Annotated in this window: 20 protein-coding genes and 1 tRNA gene; 10 read left to right on the forward strand and 11 right to left on the reverse strand. The window is 35.7% G+C overall.

Annotated features, from left to right (window positions below; all coding sequences use genetic code 11):
- Positions 1-19: 19 nt before the first annotated feature.
- From DFQ08_RS08460 to tsaD, 8 genes are all read right to left on the reverse strand, one after another.
- Positions 20-108: transfer RNA gene (locus DFQ08_RS08460), tRNA-Ser, on the reverse strand.
- Between the two features lie 348 nt (positions 109-456).
- A complete protein-coding gene (locus tag DFQ08_RS08465; RefSeq protein ID WP_449441478.1) occupies positions 457-1,638 on the reverse strand; it encodes a THUMP-like domain-containing protein in 1,182 nt (393 codons plus the stop codon).
- Positions 1,639-1,642: 4 nt separating this feature from the next.
- Complete coding sequence (locus tag DFQ08_RS08470; protein ID WP_114309560.1) at positions 1,643-2,731, reverse strand: AI-2E family transporter; 1,089 nt, start codon at positions 2,729-2,731, stop codon at positions 1,643-1,645.
- A 48-nt stretch (positions 2,732-2,779) separates the two neighbouring features.
- Positions 2,780-3,283: a TrmH family RNA methyltransferase gene (locus DFQ08_RS08475; protein WP_114309561.1), complete on the reverse strand. Its 504-nt coding sequence runs from the start codon at positions 3,281-3,283 to the stop codon at positions 2,780-2,782.
- A gap of 53 nt (positions 3,284-3,336) precedes the next feature.
- Complete coding sequence (locus DFQ08_RS08480; protein ID WP_114309706.1) at positions 3,337-3,978, reverse strand: DUF4159 domain-containing protein; 642 nt, start codon at positions 3,976-3,978, stop codon at positions 3,337-3,339.
- 4 nt (positions 3,979-3,982) lie between these two features.
- A complete protein-coding gene (locus tag DFQ08_RS08485; RefSeq protein WP_114309562.1) occupies positions 3,983-4,687 on the reverse strand; it encodes a 16S rRNA (uracil(1498)-N(3))-methyltransferase in 705 nt (234 codons plus the stop codon).
- Positions 4,687-5,319, reverse strand: a complete 633-nt coding sequence (locus tag DFQ08_RS08490; RefSeq protein ID WP_114309563.1) for a peptidylprolyl isomerase — start codon at positions 5,317-5,319, stop codon at positions 4,687-4,689. Before DFQ08_RS08490 ends, DFQ08_RS08485 begins: the two co-directional genes overlap by 1 nt.
- 175 nt (positions 5,320-5,494) lie before the next feature.
- Positions 5,495-6,517 carry a tRNA (adenosine(37)-N6)-threonylcarbamoyltransferase complex transferase subunit TsaD gene (gene tsaD, locus DFQ08_RS08495; protein WP_114309564.1) on the reverse strand — a complete coding sequence of 341 codons (1,023 nt, stop codon included), beginning with the start codon at positions 6,515-6,517 and terminating at the stop codon, positions 5,495-5,497.
- A gap of 186 nt (positions 6,518-6,703) precedes the next feature.
- On the opposite strand from tsaD, the gene DFQ08_RS08500 reads away from it, so the two are divergent.
- From DFQ08_RS08500 to DFQ08_RS08525, 6 genes are all read left to right on the forward strand, one after another.
- Positions 6,704-11,074, forward strand: a complete 4,371-nt coding sequence (locus tag DFQ08_RS08500; protein WP_245935397.1) for a translocation/assembly module TamB domain-containing protein — start codon at positions 6,704-6,706, stop codon at positions 11,072-11,074.
- Positions 11,075-11,229: 155 nt separating this feature from the next.
- On the forward strand, positions 11,230-12,216 hold the full coding sequence (pfkA, locus tag DFQ08_RS08505; protein ID WP_114309565.1) for a 6-phosphofructokinase: 987 nt from the start codon (positions 11,230-11,232) through the stop codon (positions 12,214-12,216).
- A 30-nt stretch (positions 12,217-12,246) separates the two neighbouring features.
- Positions 12,247-13,248, forward strand: a complete 1,002-nt coding sequence (gap, locus tag DFQ08_RS08510) for a type I glyceraldehyde-3-phosphate dehydrogenase (RefSeq protein WP_114309566.1) — start codon at positions 12,247-12,249, stop codon at positions 13,246-13,248.
- A gap of 78 nt (positions 13,249-13,326) precedes the next feature.
- The gene (locus DFQ08_RS08515; protein ID WP_114309567.1) at positions 13,327-14,190 is read left to right on the forward strand and encodes a BadF/BadG/BcrA/BcrD ATPase family protein; all 864 of its coding nucleotides are present in this window, start codon (positions 13,327-13,329) and stop codon (positions 14,188-14,190) included.
- 2 nt (positions 14,191-14,192) lie between these two features.
- The gene (locus DFQ08_RS08520; RefSeq protein WP_114309568.1) at positions 14,193-14,555 is read left to right on the forward strand and encodes a methylglyoxal synthase; all 363 of its coding nucleotides are present in this window, start codon (positions 14,193-14,195) and stop codon (positions 14,553-14,555) included.
- Positions 14,556-14,652: 97 nt separating this feature from the next.
- Entirely contained in the window at positions 14,653-14,835 is a 183-nt protein-coding gene (locus tag DFQ08_RS08525; RefSeq protein ID WP_114309569.1) for a hypothetical protein, read from the forward strand.
- Between the two features lie 94 nt (positions 14,836-14,929).
- On the opposite strand, the gene DFQ08_RS08530 is transcribed toward DFQ08_RS08525, so the two are convergent.
- On the reverse strand, positions 14,930-16,558 hold the full coding sequence (locus tag DFQ08_RS08530; RefSeq protein ID WP_114309570.1) for an acyl-CoA carboxylase subunit beta: 1,629 nt from the start codon (positions 16,556-16,558) through the stop codon (positions 14,930-14,932).
- Positions 16,559-16,695: 137 nt separating this feature from the next.
- On the opposite strand from DFQ08_RS08530, the gene DFQ08_RS08535 reads away from it, so the two are divergent.
- The 3 genes from DFQ08_RS08535 to ettA all read left to right on the forward strand — a co-directional run bounded on the left by DFQ08_RS08535 (position 16,696) and on the right by ettA (position 19,505).
- On the forward strand, positions 16,696-17,226 hold the full coding sequence (locus DFQ08_RS08535) for an NADPH-dependent FMN reductase (protein ID WP_114309571.1): 531 nt from the start codon (positions 16,696-16,698) through the stop codon (positions 17,224-17,226).
- Positions 17,227-17,576: 350 nt separating this feature from the next.
- The gene (locus DFQ08_RS08540) at positions 17,577-17,759 is read left to right on the forward strand and encodes a CAL67264 family membrane protein (RefSeq protein WP_114309572.1); all 183 of its coding nucleotides are present in this window, start codon (positions 17,577-17,579) and stop codon (positions 17,757-17,759) included.
- A gap of 54 nt (positions 17,760-17,813) precedes the next feature.
- Positions 17,814-19,505, forward strand: a complete 1,692-nt coding sequence (gene ettA / locus DFQ08_RS08545) for an energy-dependent translational throttle protein EttA (protein ID WP_114309573.1) — start codon at positions 17,814-17,816, stop codon at positions 19,503-19,505.
- A gap of 168 nt (positions 19,506-19,673) precedes the next feature.
- Here the strand turns inward: ettA and DFQ08_RS08550 are convergent, their stop codons facing one another.
- Both DFQ08_RS08550 and DFQ08_RS08555 read right to left on the reverse strand, forming a co-directional pair.
- Positions 19,674-19,898, reverse strand: coding sequence for a hypothetical protein (locus DFQ08_RS08550; RefSeq protein ID WP_114309574.1), 225 nt, complete (start codon positions 19,896-19,898; stop codon positions 19,674-19,676).
- A gap of 195 nt (positions 19,899-20,093) precedes the next feature.
- Entirely contained in the window at positions 20,094-20,873 is a 780-nt protein-coding gene (locus DFQ08_RS08555; RefSeq protein WP_114309575.1) for an MBL fold metallo-hydrolase, read from the reverse strand.
- A 167-nt stretch (positions 20,874-21,040) separates the two neighbouring features.
- Here DFQ08_RS08555 and DFQ08_RS08560 point away from each other — a divergent pair, with 167 nt between their 5' ends.
- A complete protein-coding gene (locus tag DFQ08_RS08560; RefSeq protein ID WP_114309576.1) occupies positions 21,041-22,387 on the forward strand; it encodes a microtubule-binding protein in 1,347 nt (448 codons plus the stop codon).
- Positions 22,388-22,594: the final 207 nt, after the last annotated feature.

Consider the following 22,594-nt stretch of genomic DNA (forward strand, 5'->3'; position numbering starts at 1 on the left):
TAAGCTGCAGTAAATTTTGCGGAGAGACAGGGATTCGAACCCTGGGTAAGTGTTTCCACCTACGACGATTTAGCAAACCGCTCCTTTCGGCCACTCAGGCACCTCTCCAGTATTTCAATGTGCAATCCTTGAATTGCGGGTGCAAATATAAGAGAACATTTAGAAGGACACAACATTTTAGAGACTTTTTTTGAAAAAAAATTAGAAGATTTAGACGCTTGTTTTTTAACTCTATATTTATCAGTGAGATATGCTTAAAAATAAATTTCACTTTTTTTGAAGGTTTTTGCGTCTATAGGCTAAAAGCGTAATAAAACTAAAGAATTACAGCGTTAAACCCGTTTTCATTTCTCTGAAAAATTTAAATGGTAAGGATCCTTTTTGGAGTACATTTAAAAATTAAAAAGGGATAAAATTTATTGAAACGCATATTTTAATTAGGCTTCTAAATTTATTTTAAACCTTAGAGCAGACAATGACGATTTTCGAGTTGTCAGTGTCCGTGGTAAAAAATAAATAAACCTCGCCACCATCTTTAATTTTAAACTTCTTTCGAAGGTCTTTTACAGGGATTGGAAAATGACGGGTTGTAATATTCGCTTTAGCAATCTTTTCCTTGGCAAGGGCTTTTTTGTTATACGGTAACACCTTCTCAATCTTAAAACGTCGTCCAGGAAATTCTAATAAGGTGTTTGAGGTATATAAATGTGCGTGCTGATGGAGTTTATCAACCTTTAGTTTTTGATTCAGAATATTAAATCCTCCAGATTTTAGGACGGCCGCATTAGGTTCGTACAAATAATCTAGTGGCTTGCTATAGGTCGCGATGGAGGATGATTCCTTGTCAATATTAAAATCAAAATGCTGATGTTCAGATTTTAATAGGTTGATGGTTTTAATATGGGGTCTAGCGGTATAATCCCGTTCTAATATCCAAAGTAATTCTTTTACTTCATTTTGCAACGCCACGATATGAATTTCCTTAACATGCTCTAAATCGCGTAATGTGGCCGTAAGATCTAATAATGGTGATGTTTTAATCATCACGTTTTTACTTTGCTTTAGAAAAACAGTTTTATAAACCGTAATGTCTGGAGCGCAATCCGTTAGTAAAAATACTTTTTGTTTGCTCTGATCTCTTCGAGAGGGATCAATATAAATCCAATCTAAAGGCGTTTTTAATTCCGTTACGGCTTGTACGCCATCTGTACTGAGACAAGTAATGTGCTCAGCGTCTAAAATCTTAAAATTATGCGCCACGCGAGCAGAGAGCTCAGTATTGATTTCACAATGGATAACCTGCTCTATTTGTTTTGAAAAATAATAGGTGTCTACACCAAATCCTCCCGTAACATCAATAAGGCTTTTTCCCGAAACAAGAGCCGCTTTATAAGCCGCGGTTTGTTCTGAAGAAGTTTGCTCTATATTTAACTTATTAGGGTAGTAAATATTTTCCGACTTATACCACGTCGGAAGTTTCTTTTCGCATCGTTTTTTCGCTTCAATCTGTTCTATGATCAATTTAGGATCTATATCTTCAAAAGGAAGGCCACGAAGCAAAAGTTCGGTCGGGTCTGCATTGAGATGCTGATTAATATAGTCTTGAACCTGGGGTTGGAGCAGTGCGTCTTTCAAAATAAAATTATAAACCTTTGGTCAGTTTTTTTACGATGTTATAGTCCGATAAAAATTCTTTTAAAACCACTTTTATGGCGGTATAGGTTGGTATTGCAACTACCATACCCACAACACCGAAAAGAATTCCGGCAATGATAATGACTAAAAATATTTCTAAGGGATGCGATTTTACACTCTTTGAAAATATATAAGGTTGACTAAAAAAATTATCGACCAATTGTGCAAAGATAAACCCAATCATCACATAAGTTGTTTTTGGTAAAATAACGGCACTAAAATTTTCACCCAAATTACTAGACATACTTAAAAGCAGCATTAAAAAACCGCTCACTACAGGTCCTATATAAGGGACCAAATTGAGCAAAGCACATAGAAAGGCAATCACAATAGCATTATCAATATCAAATATTAAAAGAACGATTGTGTAAATGATAAATAAAATTAAAATCTGAAATATTAAGCCTACAAAATAGCGTGAAAGAAGGTCCTTTATAGCATTTATAGAACGTTTTGAACGCTCTTCGTTGCCCACAGGGATAAAGGTCATAAGGCCGTCTTCAAACAATTTACTGTCTTTTAGAAAGAAGAATGAGATAAAAAGCACCGAAAATAAACCTATACTAAAACTTCCTAATCCACTTATAAATCCGTTTAAGAAATTAGGGATAATGGCAAAATCGAGTTTAGCAAAGAGGTTAGAATCTTTAATGGATTGTTCTACATCGATATGGTTAAACTGTAAATACGTAATAATCTGATCGTAGAGATTTTCAATATTGCCTTGAAGCTGTTCTATATTCAGCAAGGCTAAATTATGGCCTTGTTCCACAATTAGCGGGATAAATAAGCCCACTAGTCCTACTAAAAGTCCTACAAGTAAAAGCATTGTGGTTACGACTGCGATGGTATTATTAAACTTAAGCTTATTCCTTAAAAATAGAATAATTGGACGTCCAATTAACGAAATAACTACGGCAATAGCGATATAAACAATTACGGACTGAATTTTAAATAAAAAATAGAGGACAAGAAGCACCGCTACGATGATACCGAGCGCTCTTAACAGGCCTTGGGAAATTATTTTTGAATTCATAAGGTTAGATTTACTCAAAGATGCTGAATTATCTCGAGCAAGGCAAATTTAAGCATTAAGTTGCTTGGTTAATTCGTAGAGTGCAATACTTGTGGCTTGTACCACATTCATGCTGCTATTGTTTCCATACATATTAATATGAATAGTGGCATCGACTTGACTTAAAATGGTGTTAGAAATGCCAAATTTTTCATCGCCCAGAATAAGGACAATAGGGCGGTCGGTTTTTAGTGTAAACGTGCTTAACGGTTGGCTGGTTTCAGAAATTTCAAGTGCAATAAGGTAATAGTTATTAGATTTAAAATCGTTTATAACGGTTTCAATAGTTTCATTAATTCTATGCGATACGTATTTTTCGGTTGCACGCGAGGTTTTTGCCATACGCCTGCCTAACTGAAGGTCTGTACCACAAAAAATTAATTCCTCTACACCAAAGGCATCTGCTGTTCTAAACAAACTGCCAATATTTGGAGCATTATTAACGTTATCGCACACCACAGTAATAGGATGTTGCTGCTGCTTAAAATTGGTAGTATAATGGTCGAGTTGCATAGTGTTATTCTAAAAACGCTTTATGAGAAGGTAATATTAAGCCCTACTGAAATTTAGTTTTCGAAAGCATATTTTACAATGTTAGCGCCCATTTTTAAAGCTTTTTCTCTAACAGCTTCAGGGTCATTATGCACTTCTTGGTCTTCCCAACCATCACCCAAGTCGCTTTCATAAGTAAAAAGTAAAACAAGCCTATTGTCTACAAAAATACCAAAGGCCTGAGGTGTTTTTCCGTCGTGTTCATGAATTTTAGGAAGTCCGTTATTAAATTCAAAAGCAGTATGGAATATTTCATGGTCGCGAGGGATTTCTACCAGTTCCTGATTAGGGAAAACTTTTTTTAATTCCTTGGTCACATAAGGAGCCATACCATAATTGTCATCAATATGAAGAAAGCCTCCTGAAATTAAATAGTTTCTTAAATTTTCAGCATCGTCATCATTAAAAAAGACATTGCCATGCCCCGTCATATGCAACAAGGGAAATTGAAAAATATCGATGCTTCCGGCTTCTACCGTTTGTATATTCTCTTTAATATTAGTACCAATTTGGTCATTACAATACTTCACTAAATTAGGGAGCGCTGTAGGGTTGCTATACCAATCCCCGCCGCCTTTGTATTTTAAGATAGCGACATCTTGAGAAAATACATTTAAAGCAACGAAAAGACTGAGTATGGAAAAGAAAACTTTCATGCATTTATTCATTTAAAAACGCTACAGAATGGCAGGCTGCAATTGCGGCCGTTTCTGTTCTTAAACGCGTTTTACCCAAAGTTACGGGAATAAACTGATGTTGCAACGCCATTTCAATTTCTTTAACGCTAAAGTCGCCTTCCGGACCTATTAAAATGGTGTAACTGCCAGAAGGTTGTAATTGTGATTTTAATGATTTTTTATCGGTTTCTTCACAGTGGGCAATAAAGGTTTGGTCTTTAAAATCTTGAGACATAAACGTTTTAAAGCTTATAGGAGCGTTTAAAGTGGGCAAGTAATATTGTAAAGATTGCTTCATGGCCGATTGTATAATCTTCTCAAAGCGCTCTAATTTTACAACTTTACGTTCGCTATGCTCACAGATAATAGGGGTAATGCTGCTTACACCAATTTCTGTGGCTTTTTCTAAAAACCATTCGTAACGATCGTTCATCTTTGTTGGTGCCACCGCGAGATGTAGGTCGTAGTCACGTGGTGGTTGCAAGGTCTTAGAAAGGATACTTACGGAACACTGCTTTTGATGTGCAGAGGTGAGTTTCGCTTCAAATAACCAACCTTGACCGTTGGTTATTTGTAGCGTATCTCCGACGGTTTTTCTTAAAACCTTTACAATATGCCGACTTTCATCTTTATCAAAACTAAAGTCGGTGTCTTGTGCCGTAATATGTGGATTGTAAAATAATTGCATTAATCGATGTTTTCACTAAATTTTAAAACCGTAATCTCTTCAATAGAGGTTATAGGTTCGGTTTGGATAACTAGATAATATTTGTTGTGGGTCGCGTCGTCTACAATAAAAGCTTCATCAGAGGCGTGATTTTCATGAAAAGCTTCTGCGTCAAATTCTGGAGACATTTCTCCTTCTTTAATCCAACCGGTGTCACCACCCATTTTAGCGGTAGGGCCGTGAGAATAATGTTTGGCTAAATCTTTAAAACGATAGCCTTGTAAAAACTGTGTAAGCACATCTTTACGCTCGTTTATGGCAGATTCTTTCGAAGTTTTAGCGGCATCAAAAACAATAATTCTAAATTTTGAATAATTAACGTTAGCCTTATCAACAACTTTATAGTAGGTTTTTTTGTAGTTGCTTTTAATCACTTTTTTGCCGCCTTTAGACATGCTAAACAATTCGTCGGCTAATTTTGTTTTATGCTTGGCTTTGTTAAAGGTGAAAAGTTTTCCTTTGTAAGGTTTCTTCTCTTTTAAAAAGGTAGTTGCTTCTTCTGGTGTTGAAATAGAATCGAGTTGCTGCTCAAAGTCAGATTGAGCTGCACAGATAAATGGCATGAAAAGTAATAAGGTCAGTAAATGTTTCATAATTTAAAAAAGTGTTTGATTTGGGTGTCTTACAAAACAACTAAATTTTAAGCGATTATGGAACGAAACGGACTAATATGTTATCCGAAGGGGCAACAATTATTAAAATTGTGACCTCCTGGGTCTTTCTAGCCCATAAAAACCTTCAACAGAAATAATCTACAAACTTTAAACCTTACAGTTTTAAGCGTGCTGTGGCCATAACATCAAAATCAGAGAAATCTTTTTCTAAGTATTTTAAATACCCCACAATACCAATCATAGCTGCATTATCGGTGGTATATTCAAACTTTGGAATATAGCTGGTCCACCCAAACTTCTGCTCAGCATCTTTTAACGCCTTGCGTATACCAGAATTGGCAGAAACACCACCGCCAATGGCAATTTGCTTAATACCCGTTTGTTTTACAGCGACTTTTAGTTTATCCATCAATATACCTATAATCGTGTATTGAATAGAGGCACAAATATCGTTTAGGTTTTCTTCAATAAAGTTAGGATTGGCCTTAACCTCGCGTTGAACGAAATAAAGAATGGCGGTTTTTAATCCTGAAAAACTAAATTTCAAACCGTCTACTTTAGGTTTCGTAAATTTAAAAGCCTTAGGATTTCCCAATTGCGCACGTCTGTCAATTTCTGGTCCGGCAGGATATCCAAGACCTAAAACCTTTCCGCTTTTATCATAGGCTTCACCAACGGCATCGTCAATAGTTTCGCCTAAAACCTCCATGTCAAAATAGCTATTCACTTTTACAATTTGTGTATGACCTCCAGAAATCGTCATCGCTAAGAACGGGAATGAGGGCTTTTGCTGATGCTCTTCATCAATAAAATGGGCCAAAATATGAGCCTGCATATGGTTAATATCAATAAGTGGAATATCTAAACCATAAGCTAAAGACTTGGCAAAAGAAGTGCCTACAAGAAGCGATCCCATTAATCCTGGGCCTCTCGTAAAAGCAATAGCATGGAGCTGTTCCTTCTTTATTCCGGCTTTTTCTAAAGCTTGATGAACAACCGGAACAATATTTTGTTGGTGTGCTCTAGAGGCTAATTCTGGTACCACACCACCATATTCTGTATGTATTTCTTGATTGGCAACAACATTACTTAAAATTTGAGCGTTACATAGCACAGCGGCAGAGGTGTCATCGCAAGAGGATTCAATTCCGAGGATGTAAATATTTTCTTTTTCCATAGTCGATATTAGGCACAATAATTGTTAATTTTACCATTTATAGTCCAAGGCCATATTTAACAACGTATTGTAGGGACAAAGGTAATAAGATTTCACACATTAAAACGCATTAATTCTATCAAACGGATACTTAAAATAATAGGAAAACTAGCAGGAATCATATTGCTACTTTTTTTTATTTTGTTTTTGATACTTTCTATTCCAGCGGTGCAAACCCGTTTGGGAAGGTATGTCACCGACCGTGTGAATGCCGATTTTAAAACAGACATTAATATTGGGCGTGTTGGACTTCAGCTTAATGGCGATGTAGAGCTAAAAGAAATCTTAATTAGAGACTATAAAAAAGACACCCTTATTAGTGTGGGGGAGTTAAACAGTTCTATTATTAGTTTTAGAAATCTGTATAAGAGTAAACTTAATTTTGGCGATATCGATCTTCAGGATGTGGTGTTTAATTTAATTACTTACAAAGGAGAGTCCGATACCAATCTCGATGTGTTTGTCGCTAAATTTGATTCCGATAATCCACGTGTTGGACCAAGCGAGTTTCTATTTTCTTCTAGCGATGTGTCTATTGAAGATGGAATTTTTAGATTGCTTGATGAAAATCTTGAGACGCCTAAAATCTTTGAGTTTACCAACTTAAATGCGAACACCACCAATTTTTTAATTAATGGGCCTGAAGTAAGCGCTCGTATCAATAAATTCAGTTTTAAGGACAGTCGTGGTATTGCGGTGAAAAACCTTATGGCCAATTTTGAATACACCTTGGAACATATGAGTTTTGGGGATTTAAATATTGAAACAGAAGCTTCAGAATTAAAAGGCGATTTAAGGTTTAATTACAACCGTGAAGATTTTAAATACTTTAGCGATAAGGTAAATGTGGAAGCCAGTTTTAGGGATTCTGATATCTCTTTAACAGAGTTAAATGTCTTTTTTGATGAATTTGGAACCGAGCAGCACGCTAATTTTAATGCCGATTTTTCTGGAACTTTAAATAATCTTGTAGCCAAAAACCTCAATGTAAGTACCAGCAGTAACACAAGAATTATTGGCGCTATTACCTTTGAAAATTTATTCAGTAAGGAAGATGATAGTTTTGCCTTACGCGGAAATTTTCAAAACCTCGCTTCTAATTATCGCGATCTTACAGCATTGATGCCAAGACTTCTGGGGAATTCAATTCCAACGGTGATTTCTAAGGTGGGGAATTTTAAGATTAAAGGAACGTCTTTTATAACCACTAAACGCGTTGAGGCCGATTTAGAGATTGATACCGATTTAGGTTATATTAAATCGAATCTAGAATTGACTAATATTGATGATATCGATAACGCCAATTACGTGGGGAATGTAGTGTTAGAAGAATTCAATATCGGTGCCTTAATAAATGATCCTTTAGTAGAAAATACATCCTTAAATTTAGATGTGAATGGTAAAGGATTTACCATAGAAAACCTAAACACCGAAGTTACAGGTGATATTTTTGTACTAAACTATAACCATTATACCTATAGAGATATTAAACTCTCTGGAGATTTAGGAAATAGTATTTTTAATGGGATCCTCGATGTTGAAGATCTCAACTTACAACTCAACTTTAATGGTTTAGCTGATTTTTCAGAAGACCTTAAGAAATTCGATTTTAAAGCCAATGTGGGGTACGCCAATCTAAGTGCCTTAAATTTTGTAACCCGAGATAGTATTTCAGAATTTAGAGGTTTAGTGACAATGTCTGCAGTAGGAACAACAATTGATAATGCTGTAGGATCTATTAATATTAAAAATACCACCTATAAAAATCAAGATAGCAATTATGAATTTCAAGATTTTGATATCGTCTCTACGTTTGAAGATGAAGAGCGTACCATAGCTATAAATTCTCCTGATATTATAGAAGGAAGCATTACAGGGCAATTTAAAACCAAAGACATTTTAGGTTTGGTTGAGAATTCTGTTGGGAGTATTTATACCAATTTTGTGCCTAATGTGGTGGATAAAGGACAGTATATCGATTTTAGATTTAATATTTATTCTAAGATCGCGGCTGTATTTTATAAAGATCTTACCCTTGGGAAAAATACCTTTATTGAGGGTAAAATTGAAACCGATGAAAAAGGATTTGAACTTACATTTAATTCGCCAGAAATTAAGTTCAAGGATTATTTTGCAAATAACATTAATGTTAATATTGATAATAGCAACCCGCTTTACAATACCTATATAGAAATTGATAGTTTAAATGCGGGGATTTATAATGCGTCTCAGTTTAGTCTAATTAATGTAACAAGACGTGACACACTACTGATTAAAACGGAATTTAAAGGCGGAGAAAATAATAAGGACGATTTTCAGCTCAATCTGTTTTACACCATAGATAAAACGAATAAATCGGTTGTGGGAATTAGAAAATCAGATGTGCGTTTTAAAGGGTACAACTGGCTTTTAAATGCTAAAAAGGACAGTCTAAACAAAATTCAGTTTGATAGAGATTTTAAGGCTTTCAACATTTTTCCTATTCGTATAACACATGAAGATGAAGAGATAGTCGTATCGGGCGCCATAAAAGATTCTTTAAATAAGAGTTTTAATGTAGATTTTAAAGACGTAGAGTTGGTGAAGATCACCCCTCGTATAGATAGTTTAGCGTTAAGAGGGCTTGTAAATGGGAAGTTAGATGTGGTACAGAACGACGGGGTGTATCTCCCAAAATCTAATGTAGAAATTTCAAGTTTGTTTGTTAATGATTACGATTTAGGAAATCTTAGTGCAAAAATTGAAGGGAATAATTCCATTACCAATTACGATGTCGATGTGACATTAATTAATGACAACCTAAAATCTTTTGATGCAAAAGGGACCATTGATGTGGCGCAAAAAAATCCGACGATAGATTTAGATGTCACCTTTGAAGAGTTTATGCTAGATCCTTTAAATCCGCTAGGGGAAGGGGTGATTAGTAATATTAGAGGTTTAGTTTCGGGCTATGCCAATGTTACAGGGAGTTTAAATAAGCCCGCCATTTATGGAGAGTTGCTTTTAGATCGTGCCGGCTTATCCATTCCGTATCTCAATGTAGATTATGGTTTTGATTTCGATTCTAAAGTGTCCTTGCGTGGGCAGCAATTTATCTTTAATGACGTGGCCATGACGGATTCTAAATATTTCTCTAAGGGAAGTCTTAATGGTTTTATTGCTCATAATAATTTTTCCGATTGGAAACTCGGTTTAGAACTCACTACAGACCGTTTATTAGTGTTAAACACCGAAGAGTCTGAAGACGAGTTGTATTACGGAACAGGATTTATCTCCGGAAAAGCCGAAATTAAAGGCCCTACCGAACAATTGGTTATTAAAGTGATTAATGGACGTACCGAAGCCGGAACGGAATTCTTTATTCCTTTAAATGATGCTGAAAGTTTTGGAGACAACTCCTTTATCCATTTTTTAAGTCCTGAAGAAAAAGCCAACAGAATAAAGGGCGAGATTACAGAACAAATTGAAATTAAAGGTCTAGTCTTAGATTTTGATTTAAATGTGAATGAGAATGCTACCATAGAAATTGTTATTGATAAAGAAGCCGGAAGTACCATTAAAGGTAGAGGTGTGGGAGGACTTAATTTCTTAATCAACACCAACGGAACCTTTAATATGTGGGGTGATTTTGTGGTGCTCGAAGGATTTTACAACTTCAAATACGGTGGTTTTGTAGAAAAGAAATTTAAAGTTGAGCAAGGGGGGAGTATCGTTTGGGAAGGAGAGCCTATGGGAGCTGAAATTAATTTAAAAGCCCTTTACGCGGGTAATGCTAACCCTTCAGTGTTGTTAGATAACCCTATAAACCAAAGTATAGATGTAGAGGTAGAAATTCATTTAACCGGGAAGCTAGAGCAACCCGATCCGCAGTTCGACTTCCGTTTTCCAAACGTGAGTTCTACCGTAAAATCGGAGCTAGAATACCGTTTGTCCTCTAAAGAAGAGCGCGATAACCAAGCCTTAATATTCTTAATGTCTGGAGGCTTCTCTAGTGGCGTAACCGGAGCAAATTTTACAGGAACTATTTCCGAACGGCTTACGGGAATCGTCAATAACCTTTTTGGGACAAGCAACGGCAACTTAGATGTTGGTTTCGATTTTGAAATTGGTCAGGACACACCAGAGCTTCAAACCGATAATAAGGTTGGGGTAACCCTTCAAACTAAAATAAGTGAAAAAATATTAGTTAATGGTAAGGTGGGGGTACCTTTTGGTAGTGCCAGCCAAACCGTGATTAGTGGTAATGTACAGATAGATTTACTTTTAAATGAAGATGGAACCTTAAGAGCTAAAGTATTTAATAGAGAAAATAGCATACGGAATTTCGGAGAAGAAATAGGCTACACCCAAGGAGTTGGGTTATCTTATAATGTAGAGTTCGATTCCTTTAAAGAATTATTGCGAATTATTTTTACTGGCGAGAATAGAAAAGATAAAAATCCACCCCAACAAGAGTCTAAACCAAAGACTGCTGAAGAGAAATTACTACCTGATTATATGATGATGAAGGAGGAATAATCCTAAATCAAACTATGAAATTCCTAAATTTTTCAATAATATTTTGAATACTTATTAACGAAAACGATTGAATTAAAAATTAGTCCATCTTTTTATGATAATAGTCAGTTTAATCTATGTAGAGTTTATTAATTTTACTGTAAATAAATAAGACAATGCTACAAACAATTAAAAAAATAGGTGTTTTAACATCAGGTGGTGATGCACCAGGAATGAATGCTGCAATTAGAGCTGTAGTTAGAACTTGTGCATTTCACTCTATAAAATGCTACGGTATTTATAGAGGATATGAAGGAATGATAGATGGTGATTTTGTTGAAATGGATGCCCGAAGTGTAAAGGGGATCATCAACAAAGGAGGAACAATTTTAAAATCGGCACGTTCAAAAGCCTTCAGGACCGTTGAAGGACGTAAAGCGGCTTATGATCAATTAAAGAAAGCAGGAATTGATGCTTTTGTGGTCATAGGTGGTGATGGTAGTTTTACCGGTGCTATGGTGTTTAATAAAGAATTCGATTTTCCTGTAATGGGTATTCCAGGAACCATAGATAATGATATCTATGGAACAACACATACCTTAGGATACGATACCGCTTTAAATACCGTGGTAGAGGTGATCGATAAAATTAGAGATACAGCAAGTTCACATAACCGATTATTCTTTATTGAAGTTATGGGGCGCGATGTAGGGCATATTGCCTTAAATGTAGGTGTAGGAGCAGGAGCAGAAGAAATCTTAATCCCTGAAGAAAATTTAGGATTAGATCGTTTGTTAGAATCCCTACGTCGTAGTAAAACTTCAGGAAAATCATCAAGTATTGTGGTGGTTGCTGAAGGTGATAAAATAGGAAAAAGCGTATTTGAGCTTAAGGACTATGTAGAAGAAAATATGACGGAATACGAAGTACGTGTTTCTGTATTAGGCCACATGCAACGTGGTGGATCTCCATCTTGTTTCGATCGTGTTTTAGCCAGTAGAATGGGAGTAAAAGCTGTTGAAAGTATTATTACCGGAAAGAGTAATTATATGGTAGGTCTTAAAAATGATGGAATGGATTTAACACCATTTGATCAAGCCGTAAAAGGAAAATCAAAAATAGATAAGGAACTTTTAAGAGTTTCAGACATTATGTCAATTTAATAAGAGTAACAATTAAAATAAATTAAAAAAATGGGAAATTTGAAATTAGGAATCAACGGATTCGGAAGAATAGGAAGAATTGTATTTAGAGCAACGGTTAAACGTGATGATGTCGATGTTGTAGCAATCAATGATTTATTAGATGTAGAGCACTTAGCATATTTATTAAAGTATGATTCTGTTCACGGAAGATTTGATGGTACAGTAGAGGTTAAAGACGGTAACTTAGTTGTAGATGGAAAAACAATCCGTATTACTGCAGAAAAAGATCCTAAAAACCTTAAGTGGGATGAAGCTGGAGCAACAGTAGTTGCAGAATGTACAGGAATTTTCACTACTTTAGAAACAGCTCAATACCATATTGATGGTGGTGCTAAAAAAGTAGTTATCTCTGCGCCAAGTAAAGATGCTCCTATGTTTGTAATGGGGGTTAACTGTGATACTTTAAAAGCTTCAGATACAATTGTATCTAATGCGTCTTGTACAACAAACTGTTTAGCGCCAATCGCTAAAGTAATTGAAGATAACTTCGGAATTGAAGAAGCTTTAATGACTACAATTCACGCAACAACATCAACACAGTTTACTGTAGATGCACCGTCACGTAAAAACTACCGTTTAGGACGTTCTGCACTGAACAACATTATTCCAAGTTCTACAGGAGCAGCTAAAGCTGTAGGTAAAGTAATTCCTGAATTAGACGGAAAACTTACTGGTATGGCGTTTAGAGTACCAACTGTAGATGTTTCTGTTGTAGATTTAACAGTGAAAACTAAAAAAGAAACAACTTTAGCAGATATTAAAGCGGCAATGAAAAGTGCTTCTGAAGGAGGAATGAATGGTGTTTTAGGATATACTGAAGATGCTGTAGTCTCTCAAGATTTCGTGAGTGAAGTACAAACTAGTGTTTTTGATGCTGATGCGTCTATTGAATTAAATTCTACATTCTTCAAGTTAATCTCTTGGTATGATAATGAGTTTGGATATTCTAACAAATTAGTTGATTTAGCTCAAAAGGTAAATAGCCTTTAAGACATATTATTAATTCTGAAAATTCCGTAGAATTATGTCTTGTCATAAACTACGGAATTTTTATTTATATACATTATCATGATTTTAATTACAGATGGTGGTTCTACTAAATGCGATTGGATTGCAATCGATAAAGATGGGAATCAATTCGGGGATAAAATTAGAACCAAAGGTTTAAACCCGGCTATTGTTGCAGAGAAAAAAATTAATAAAATTATAAAGAAAAGCAAAGCGTTAATGGCTATTGCTGAAGACGTAACACATGTGTATTTTTATGGTGCAGGTTGTGGTACGGATAAGCCTAGATTGTCATTACAATTTGTTTTAGAATCTTATTTTGTCAATGCTAAGGTAGAGGTTAAAGAAGATACCTATGCGGCCGTAAGATCTTGTATTAATACCAATGATGAAGCTGCTGTAGTTTGTATTTTAGGTACAGGCTCTAATTGTAGTTATTACGATGGTAGTAATCTTCACCAGCGTGTGTCTAGTCTTGGTTTTATTTTAATGGATGATGCTAGCGGAAACTATTTTGGTAAGCAGTTAATTAGAGATTACTTCTTTAATAAAATGCCAGATACGATTAGAGTAGCCTTTGCGCATAAACATAATCTAGATGCCGATTTTATAAAGTATAACGTTTATAAACAAGCTAATCCAAGTGCTTACCTCGCAGATCATGCAGAGTTTATGTTTATAAATAAAGATTCAGAATATATCAGTAACTTAATTACTAAAGGTATCCGTTTGTTTGCAGAAAATATGATTCTTCAGTTTAAACAAGAGTTAGAGCAAGGGGTTCCTGTACATTTTGCAGGCTCAATTGCATTTTTTGCCCAAGCTGAAATCAAGCAAGTTGCTGAAGAATTAGGTTTTAAAGTTGGGAATTTTGTAAGACGCCCAATTGAAGGTTTAGTCAATTATCACGTAAACAATTTATAACTATGGAAATTGCAATTATAGCGCATGATGGAAAAAAAGCTGAAATGGTTCAGTTTCTAAACCAGCACAGCGAAATATTACATAAAAAAGGCATTCACTTAATTTCTACCGGAACCACCGGCGAAAAAGTAACCAAAGCAGGTTTTAGTGTTAATGCATTAATGTCTGGTCCTTTAGGAGGTGATGCACAAATTGCAGCAAGAGTCGCTGAGGGTAAGTGTCATATGGTCTTGTTTTTTAGAGATCCATTAGATCGCCATCCACACGAACCAGATATTTTAATGTTAATGCGTCTTTGTGATGTCCATAATGTACCATTGGCAACCAATCCGGCTACAGCAGATTTATTAGTGAAAGCCCTATAAATTTCAATAACCTTTGAATAAAACTAAGGATTGCTATTGTAAAACTTAGATTTTGGTTATATCTTTGTGCACACAAAACGTAAACGACACAAGAATTATGTTCGACTTTGATCAGTATTTAGGATTTTTAGCATTTTTAACCATATTAACTATTGGATTTTGGTTAATGATTTTCCTTTTAACCTTTGTAGTTCCTTATTGGCTTTTTGGGGCTTCTATGGAGCGTTTAAAAGAGATTAGAGAAGAGAAAAAAGCAAAACGTGAAGGTTTAACACAATAATAGTATTGCGTTATCCTTGAGTTAAGATATAAAAAAAAGAGCGCTATTTGCGCTCTTTTTTTATGGCCTTTTTTCAATGGCCATAATAATGGTCTTAAACTTGTAAAACTCCCATATTAAAAGGTTTCTCAATAGGAGTGTGGTTAGCGGCTTCAATTCCCATAGCGATCCAGGTTCGTGTATCTAGCGGATTAATCACGGCGTCTGTCCAAATACGAGAAGCTGCATAATACGGAGAGACTTGGTCATCATAACGCGATTTAATGTTCTGGTAAAGTTCTTCTTCTTTTTCTTTAGTTATGGTTTCACCTTTTTTCTTTAAAGAAGCCGTTTCTATTTGAAGTAAAACTTTTGCTGCAGAATTTCCACTCATCACCGCTAATTCGGCACTTGGCCAAGCGGCAATTAAGCGTGGGTCATAGGCTTTTCCGCACATGGCATAATTTCCTGCACCGTAGCTATTCCCTAATATAATAGTAAACTTAGGAACGACGGAGTTACTTACGGCATTAACCATCTTAGCGCCATCTTTTATAATTCCAGAATGTTCAGATTTACTTCCTACCATAAATCCGGTTACATCTTGTAAAAACACTAAGGGTATTTTCTTCTGATTACAGTTGGCAATAAATCGTGTGGCCTTATCGGCAGAATCGTTATAGATAACACCTCCAAATTGCATTTCGCCTTGTTTGTTCTTTACTAACTTTCTCTGGTTGGCTACAATCCCAACAGCCCAACCTTCAATACGAGCATAGGCCGTAATAATCGTTTTTCCGTAGTCTTCTTTGTATTCGTCAAATTCAGAATCGTCAACCAAACGTTTTATGATTTCCTTCATATCGTATTGGTCTGCACGACTCTTAGGCAGAATGCCATAAATATCTTCAGGGTTGTCTTTTGGCTTTTTTGCTTCAGCTTTATTATAGCCCGCCTTATCGTAATCACCAATCTTATCAATCAAAGATTTAATCTTATCTAAGGCAGCCTTATCATCCTTAGCCTTATAGTCGGTAACCCCCGAAATTTCACAATGCGTGGTTGCACCGCCTAAGGTTTCATTATCTATGGTTTCCCCAATGGCCGCTTTCACTAAATAGCTTCCCGCTAAAAAGATACTTCCTGTTTTATCTACAATAAGGGCTTCATCACTCATAATAGGTAAGTAGGCACCACCAGCAACACAACTGCCCATAACCGCAGCAATCTGAGTAATACCCATACTACTCATTATCGCATTATTTCTAAAAATGCGCCCAAAATGTTCTTTATCGGGAAAAATTTCGTCTTGCATAGGTAAAAATACACCTGCACTATCTACCAAATAAATAATAGGAAGTCGGTTTTCTATGGCAATTTCCTGAGCTCTTAAATTCTTTTTTCCAGTAATAGGAAACCAAGCTCCAGCTTTTACTGTGGCATCATTAGCTACCACAATACACTGCTTCCCTTGTACATAACCCATTTTTACAACCACACCACCAGAAGGGCAGCCACCGTATTGCTCGTACATGCCTTCACCTGCAAAAGCACCAATTTCAATAGATTTAGATTGAGGGTCTAAAAGGTAGTCTATACGCTCTCGCGCCGTCATTTTTCCTTTAGCATGATGTTTTTCAATGCTTTTTTCGCCACCTCCTAATTTTACACGGACCAATCTCTTTTTGAGATCCGAAAGTAAGAGTTTATTATGGTCTTCATTAATGTTGAATTTGATATCCATTGACAAAATTGTTTTGCACGAATTTACGAAAATGTTTAGAGGTTTGGAAAGTGAATATTCTGTTAAAATAAAATTCAAGGTCGTCTTTAGCTTGGAAAGTATACGCCGCTTTTGTACTTTAATCTGAAATTATAAATATGAAAGACATAATTGCCTTTGCAGGAAGTAATAGTTCCGATTCCATTAATAAACAATTAGCCACTTACGCGGCAAGTTTGGTAGACACAGCTGAAGCTACCATTTTAGATTTAAACGATTTTGAATTGCCTATATATGGTAAGGACTTACAGGAAGCAGAGGGGATACCTCAAAATGCTACCATATTTTTAGATTTAATAAAGAAAAGCGATGGCATCATTCTGTCTTTAGCTGAAAATAACGGTGCTTATTCTGCAGTGTTTAAAAATTTATTCGATTGGCTCTCGGTTATCGAGTCAAAAAATTGGTTTAATAAACCGATGCTTCTTATGGCGACCTCTCCAGGCGGTCGCGGCGGACAATCTGTTTTGCAGATTGCCTTAGATCGTTTTCCGCGTCATGACGCCAATATTGTGGGCTCATTTTCATTACCCTCTTTTAATACGCATTTTAAAGAAGGAGAAATTATAGATGCAGAGCTTAAGGAGATGTTACAAATTGAAGTTGGAAAATTTAAAGCCCATTTGTAAAGTCCATTTTATAAAGTCCTTTGGTTAGAGGGCACTGCGTTGAACAAAAAAATAGGAGGTAATTGATTTATACTAGTATTTCTAATATCCAAACATGATGGAATGATGCTCTCCATGTCTTGGAGGCACTATGGTGAACCTAAATATTTAAATGCGAGTAGGTTTATGGGCTTAGAAGAAATGTTTGTTAAGAAAAGAGAAAAATCTTAAGCTTTTAAATTGATAGGCATAAGGCACATCTTAAGCTATAAATACAATGAATGCTGTTAATTGACTGATGATTTTATATATTTTCTTGCTAAAATTCACGATATTTGAAAATTAAATAATTATTAAATTTTAGATGGACTATGGCAATGAATAAAAATACAGTTTTAGCTTGGGCAACATGGATAATGGTGTTTGTAGGGTGTGGATTAATAGCGCTTGGAGCCTTTAGATATGATGAGGTCGCAGGTTGGGGGTTTGCTGCTGTTGGTGGCGGATTTTACTGTATTGCGTGGGTTTTTAACGCCTTAAAAGGACGTATGTAAACCGATACAAGTAACAATGTAATGCATAACTTTGCAAAAAATTAAAAATAAATTATGAGTGACGATAAAAAAGTAATTTTCGCCATGTCTGGTCTTACCAAGACCTTTTCAGGAGCGAATACACCCGTTTTAAAAAATATATATTTAAGTTTTTTCTACGGTGCCAAGATTGGTATCTTAGGTTTAAACGGATCAGGTAAATCTACCTTATTAAAGATTATTGCTGGAGTTGATAAAAACTACCAAGGTGATGTGGTTTTTCAACCTGGTTATTCTGTAGGCTACTTAGAGCAAGAACCACAACTCGATGATGAGAAAACCGTTATGGAAGTTGTAAAAGAAGGGGCTGCTGAAACGGTAGCAATTCTTGATGAATACAACAAAATTAACGATCAATTTGGTTTAGAGGAGGTTTACAGTAATCCTGAAAAAATGGAAAAGCTGATGAACCGTCAAGCGGAATTACAAGATCAGATTGATGCTTCTAACGCATGGGAATTAGATACCAAATTAGAAATTGCCATGGATGCTTTACGCACACCAGATGGTGATAAGAAAATCGGGGTGCTTTCTGGTGGTGAGCGTCGTCGTGTGGCCTTATGTCGTTTATTATTACAAGAGCCAGATGTTTTATTATTAGATGAGCCAACCAACCATTTAGATGCCGAGTCGGTACATTGGTTAGAGCATCACTTAGCACAATATAAAGGAACCGTAATCGCTGTAACGCACGATAGATATTTCTTAGATAACGTAGCAGGATGGATTTTAGAACTCGATAGAGGTGAAGGTATTCCTTGGAAAGGCAATTATTCTTCTTGGTTAGATCAGAAATCAAAACGTATGGCGCAAGAGAGCAAAACAGCCTCTAAACGTCAAAAAACATTAGAGCGAGAGCTCGATTGGGTGCGTCAAGGTGCAAAAGGACGTCAAACAAAACAGAAAGCACGTTTAAAGAATTACGATAAATTAATGAGTCAAGATCAAAAACAACTTGACGAAAAATTAGAAATCTTTATTCCTAATGGTCCGCGTTTAGGGACTAATGTTATTGAAGCCTCAGGCGTTGCTAAAGCTTATGGCGATAAGTTACTTTACGACGATTTAAATTTCAACTTACCGCAAGCAGGAATCGTTGGGGTTATTGGTCCTAATGGGGCTGGTAAAACCACTATTTTTAGAATGATTATGGGAGAGGAAGATCCGGACAAAGGGGAATTCAAAGTGGGTGAAACCGCGAAGATTGCCTATGTAGATCAGAAACATTCTAATATAGATCCTGAAAAAACTATTTGGCAAAACTTTAGTGATGAGCAAGAATTAGTTATGATGGGCGGAAAAGAAGTGAATTCTAGAGCTTATTTAAGCCGATTTAATTTTTCTGGAGGAGAGCAAAATAAAAAAGTAAAATTACTTTCTGGAGGGGAGCGTAACCGCTTACACCTAGCAATGACGCTTAAAGAAGAAGGAAACGTTTTACTTTTAGATGAGCCAACCAATGATTTAGATGTGAATACCCTAAGAGCTTTAGAAGAAGGTTTAGAAAACTTTGCCGGCTGTGCTGTGGTAATTAGTCACGATAGATGGTTCTTAGATAGAATTTGTACACATATATTGGCTTTTGAAGGCGATTCGCAAGTGTATTTCTTTGAAGGTGGCTTTAGTGATTATGAAGAAAATAAGAAAAAACGCTTAGGTGGTGATTTAATGCCTAAACGTATTAAATACAAAAAATTGGTGCGTTAACACCCAGTTTGTATACATAAAAAAGCCAGCGATTTGCTGGCTTTTTTTTATTGTGATAAATGTTGCTTTAATTAGTTTTGACTAAGGACTATAACTTATAGAAAATAGAACATCAGTAAAAGTCTAAAGGATTTAAAAGCATAGACTAGTTAAGATTGTTTTACAACCTTAATGATCGCCGTACAAATGTCCGCTTGTAAAGTCAGTATAGGTTTCTTCTTCCTCTTTAAAACTGCTTGTTTCCATTAATTTTTTATTTTCCGCTTTCAGCTTGTACATCTTTATAATCGCTACAAGGATAAAAACGAGAAAAATAGAAGCCACAGTAATTAAGATCAAGGTTAACTGTGTTGTGGTTACCATTAAAACTTTAAAAAATAATGAATTAAGCATGAAGTCAATGTTTAGATTTGGATAGCCTTTCTACATGGCTAATATAGGAAAAATCTCATTCATAAATATCTAATTTTAAATAATTTAGATGAAAATTGTGTTAATTTTATCGATTAAAGTTTGTTATATATCGGTAAACCGCATTATTTACGGGCTGTAGTAGGGTTTTGTAAGTTTCATAAAATCAGTATTTTATTAATACCAATCTAGAAAAACCACACCTACAGAAGGCGCTTTTTCATTAACGATAGACTTAAATTTCTCAATATCACTTAAACCTTCTGTTCCTCTGTAATGATATGGATATACCGTTTTTGGTTTAAAGTCAATTACTGCACTGGCCGCACTTTCTACCGGCATGGTATAAGGCAAATTCATGCAAACAAAAGCCTTGTCTATATTTTTTAAAGCCCGCATTTCGGGTATATCTTCAGTATCGCCAGAAATATAGATGCGCTCTTCATTAATGGTCAGTAAATACCCATTTCCTCTTCCTTTACTATGGTATTTTAAGGCCTCTTCTCTTAAATTGTACATAGGGATGGTTTTTATAGCGATGCCTTCAAAATCATAAGTGTCATTATTATGTAAGGTGACAACTTTGGCTTTTATCATTGTTGGTAATTTTTCAACGACAGCTTTAGGAGCAATAAGGGTGGCGCCAGTTAGATCAATAGCTTCCAAGGTTTCTAAACTTAAATGATCGCCATGGATATCTGTTATTAATATTAAGTTAGGTTTCGCTTGGGCTTTAAAAGCCTCTAGTCCTCCCGTAGGATCTACATAAATGGTTTTGTCTTCTGTTTGTAAAACCATTGTAGCATGTGAAATTGGGGTTATTTTTAATTCCGCCGGACTTTCAATAATGGCTTTACTCGCTTTAATGGCAATATCCTTTTCTTTTTTTGTTTCTGTTTTACAACTCGTCGCAACAAGAATTGTGCAAAGTAATAAGGTGGTTTTCAGTAATTTCATCGGATTCCTAATTTTAGATAAAGATATTGAATCTGCATTTAAAATAAAAAATCTGTAACATATTTATAAGATTTGATACATATTACTAGGATGTATAGTTTTTATAATCATAAAAATTACCGAAATTGTTAATCTAAAATTGTTCAACCAAAATAAAACCAACACCTATGTCTGATGATTTTGATTTATTAGAAACCAACGCACAAGAAAAGACTGAAAAAGTCGATGTAAATTGGGGAAAAGCAATTGACCAAATGAAGTCGAAGCTAGCACAAGAAGATGATCCTGAAAGTCGTCAGAAAATACTAAATGCTACCTTAGATAATGTGGTCGATATGGCCGAAAAAGACCGTTCTACCTTATTAGATGCTATTAAGGATTTAACGGACTATCAAGACGAAGTCGGTATCATGTTTGAAGGTTTTTCGGCTTTAAATGCTACGGAACAAAAAGTGATCGATGATGCGGTAAGACGTTTAGAGCGTGCTAAAGTAGAGCTTGAAAATGCTAATAATAAACCCGATACTTGGTGGAATAACCTTTGGGGACGCAAAAGCAAGATTAAAGATGCAGAGGCAGAACTTAAAAATGCGCAAAAAATACGCGATGCTGCAGATAATGAGGCTAAAGCCATGTTTCAACAACGTATAGAGACTGCTGATGTGCAGACCTTGTTAAATGAATTATCGTTTAAAAGTCAAGCGGCCATTAAGCGTTTAAAAGATAGAGAAATTGAAATTAAAGAAGTTGAAGAGAGCCTTAAAACGGCAATTGTAGATGCTTCTAATAACCATACCAAAGCCCTTCAGAAGAAAAAAGAAGTGGAGGAGAAGCTCGAGGAGCAGTATGCCTTATTAAAGCAAGCACGCCAATCTTTAGAGGAAGTGGCCGATAAGCAGTCTACCAAATATTCAGATGCTTTAAGTAAAGTGACCACTTTAGAGCAAAAAGTAGAAGAGTTAGAAGGTCTTAAAAACGCCTACACCACACTTGCGGCATCTAAAGATAGTTTCGTTCATAAGCACAATTTAACCATCAAAGTTTTAACCTCGTTACGTAGTAATTTACAAACGCATCGTGCAAAGTTAAAGTCAGATACAGATGAGCGTCTTAAATATTACGATGGCTATGTGGTGGCGTTAAAAGCACGTACAGACCAAGAATTTGCTGCAATTTTAGAGCATTTAGGAGTGAAAACCGATGAGCATATTGGCGAAACGTTAGCGGCTATGCATACGGCAAGTGCACGTGCACGTCAAGAAATGATGGATAATATTCCGGTTCACGAAAAAGTGATGCAAGGCGTTTACGGCAGTTACGCTGAGGCTTTAAGCGAAATTAGAGAAAAAGATAAGTCTATTCAAAAGAACTTTGCGGAGCGTTACGGCATTGATATGAAAGAAATTTTCGAAGATTATTACGCTGCTGATGCCAACGCCCCTTTTGGAGACACAGCAGGGAAACCGGCTAGCGAACCAAAACCAACAGCTCCTGAAGATGATTTGTTAGGCTAAATTAATAAGGGCGTTACCTACTTTTGTTTAAATGACAAAAGTAGGTCAGGCTTTCCACTATATCTTTTTTCAGAAAAAGAAAAAAGGATGCCGTTGCAATCCTTAACGCGTCTTCACAAATATCCTTTATATAAAGCTTTGTCTTTAAAGGATACCAAAATGTGGTTTCGATATAAAGACCAAACTGAGCTGGTCCTAACTCATCAT

Origin of the sequence: Winogradskyella arenosi, from assembly GCF_003337305.1 — a bacterium.
Lineage (GTDB): Bacteria > Bacteroidota > Bacteroidia > Flavobacteriales > Flavobacteriaceae > Winogradskyella > Winogradskyella arenosi.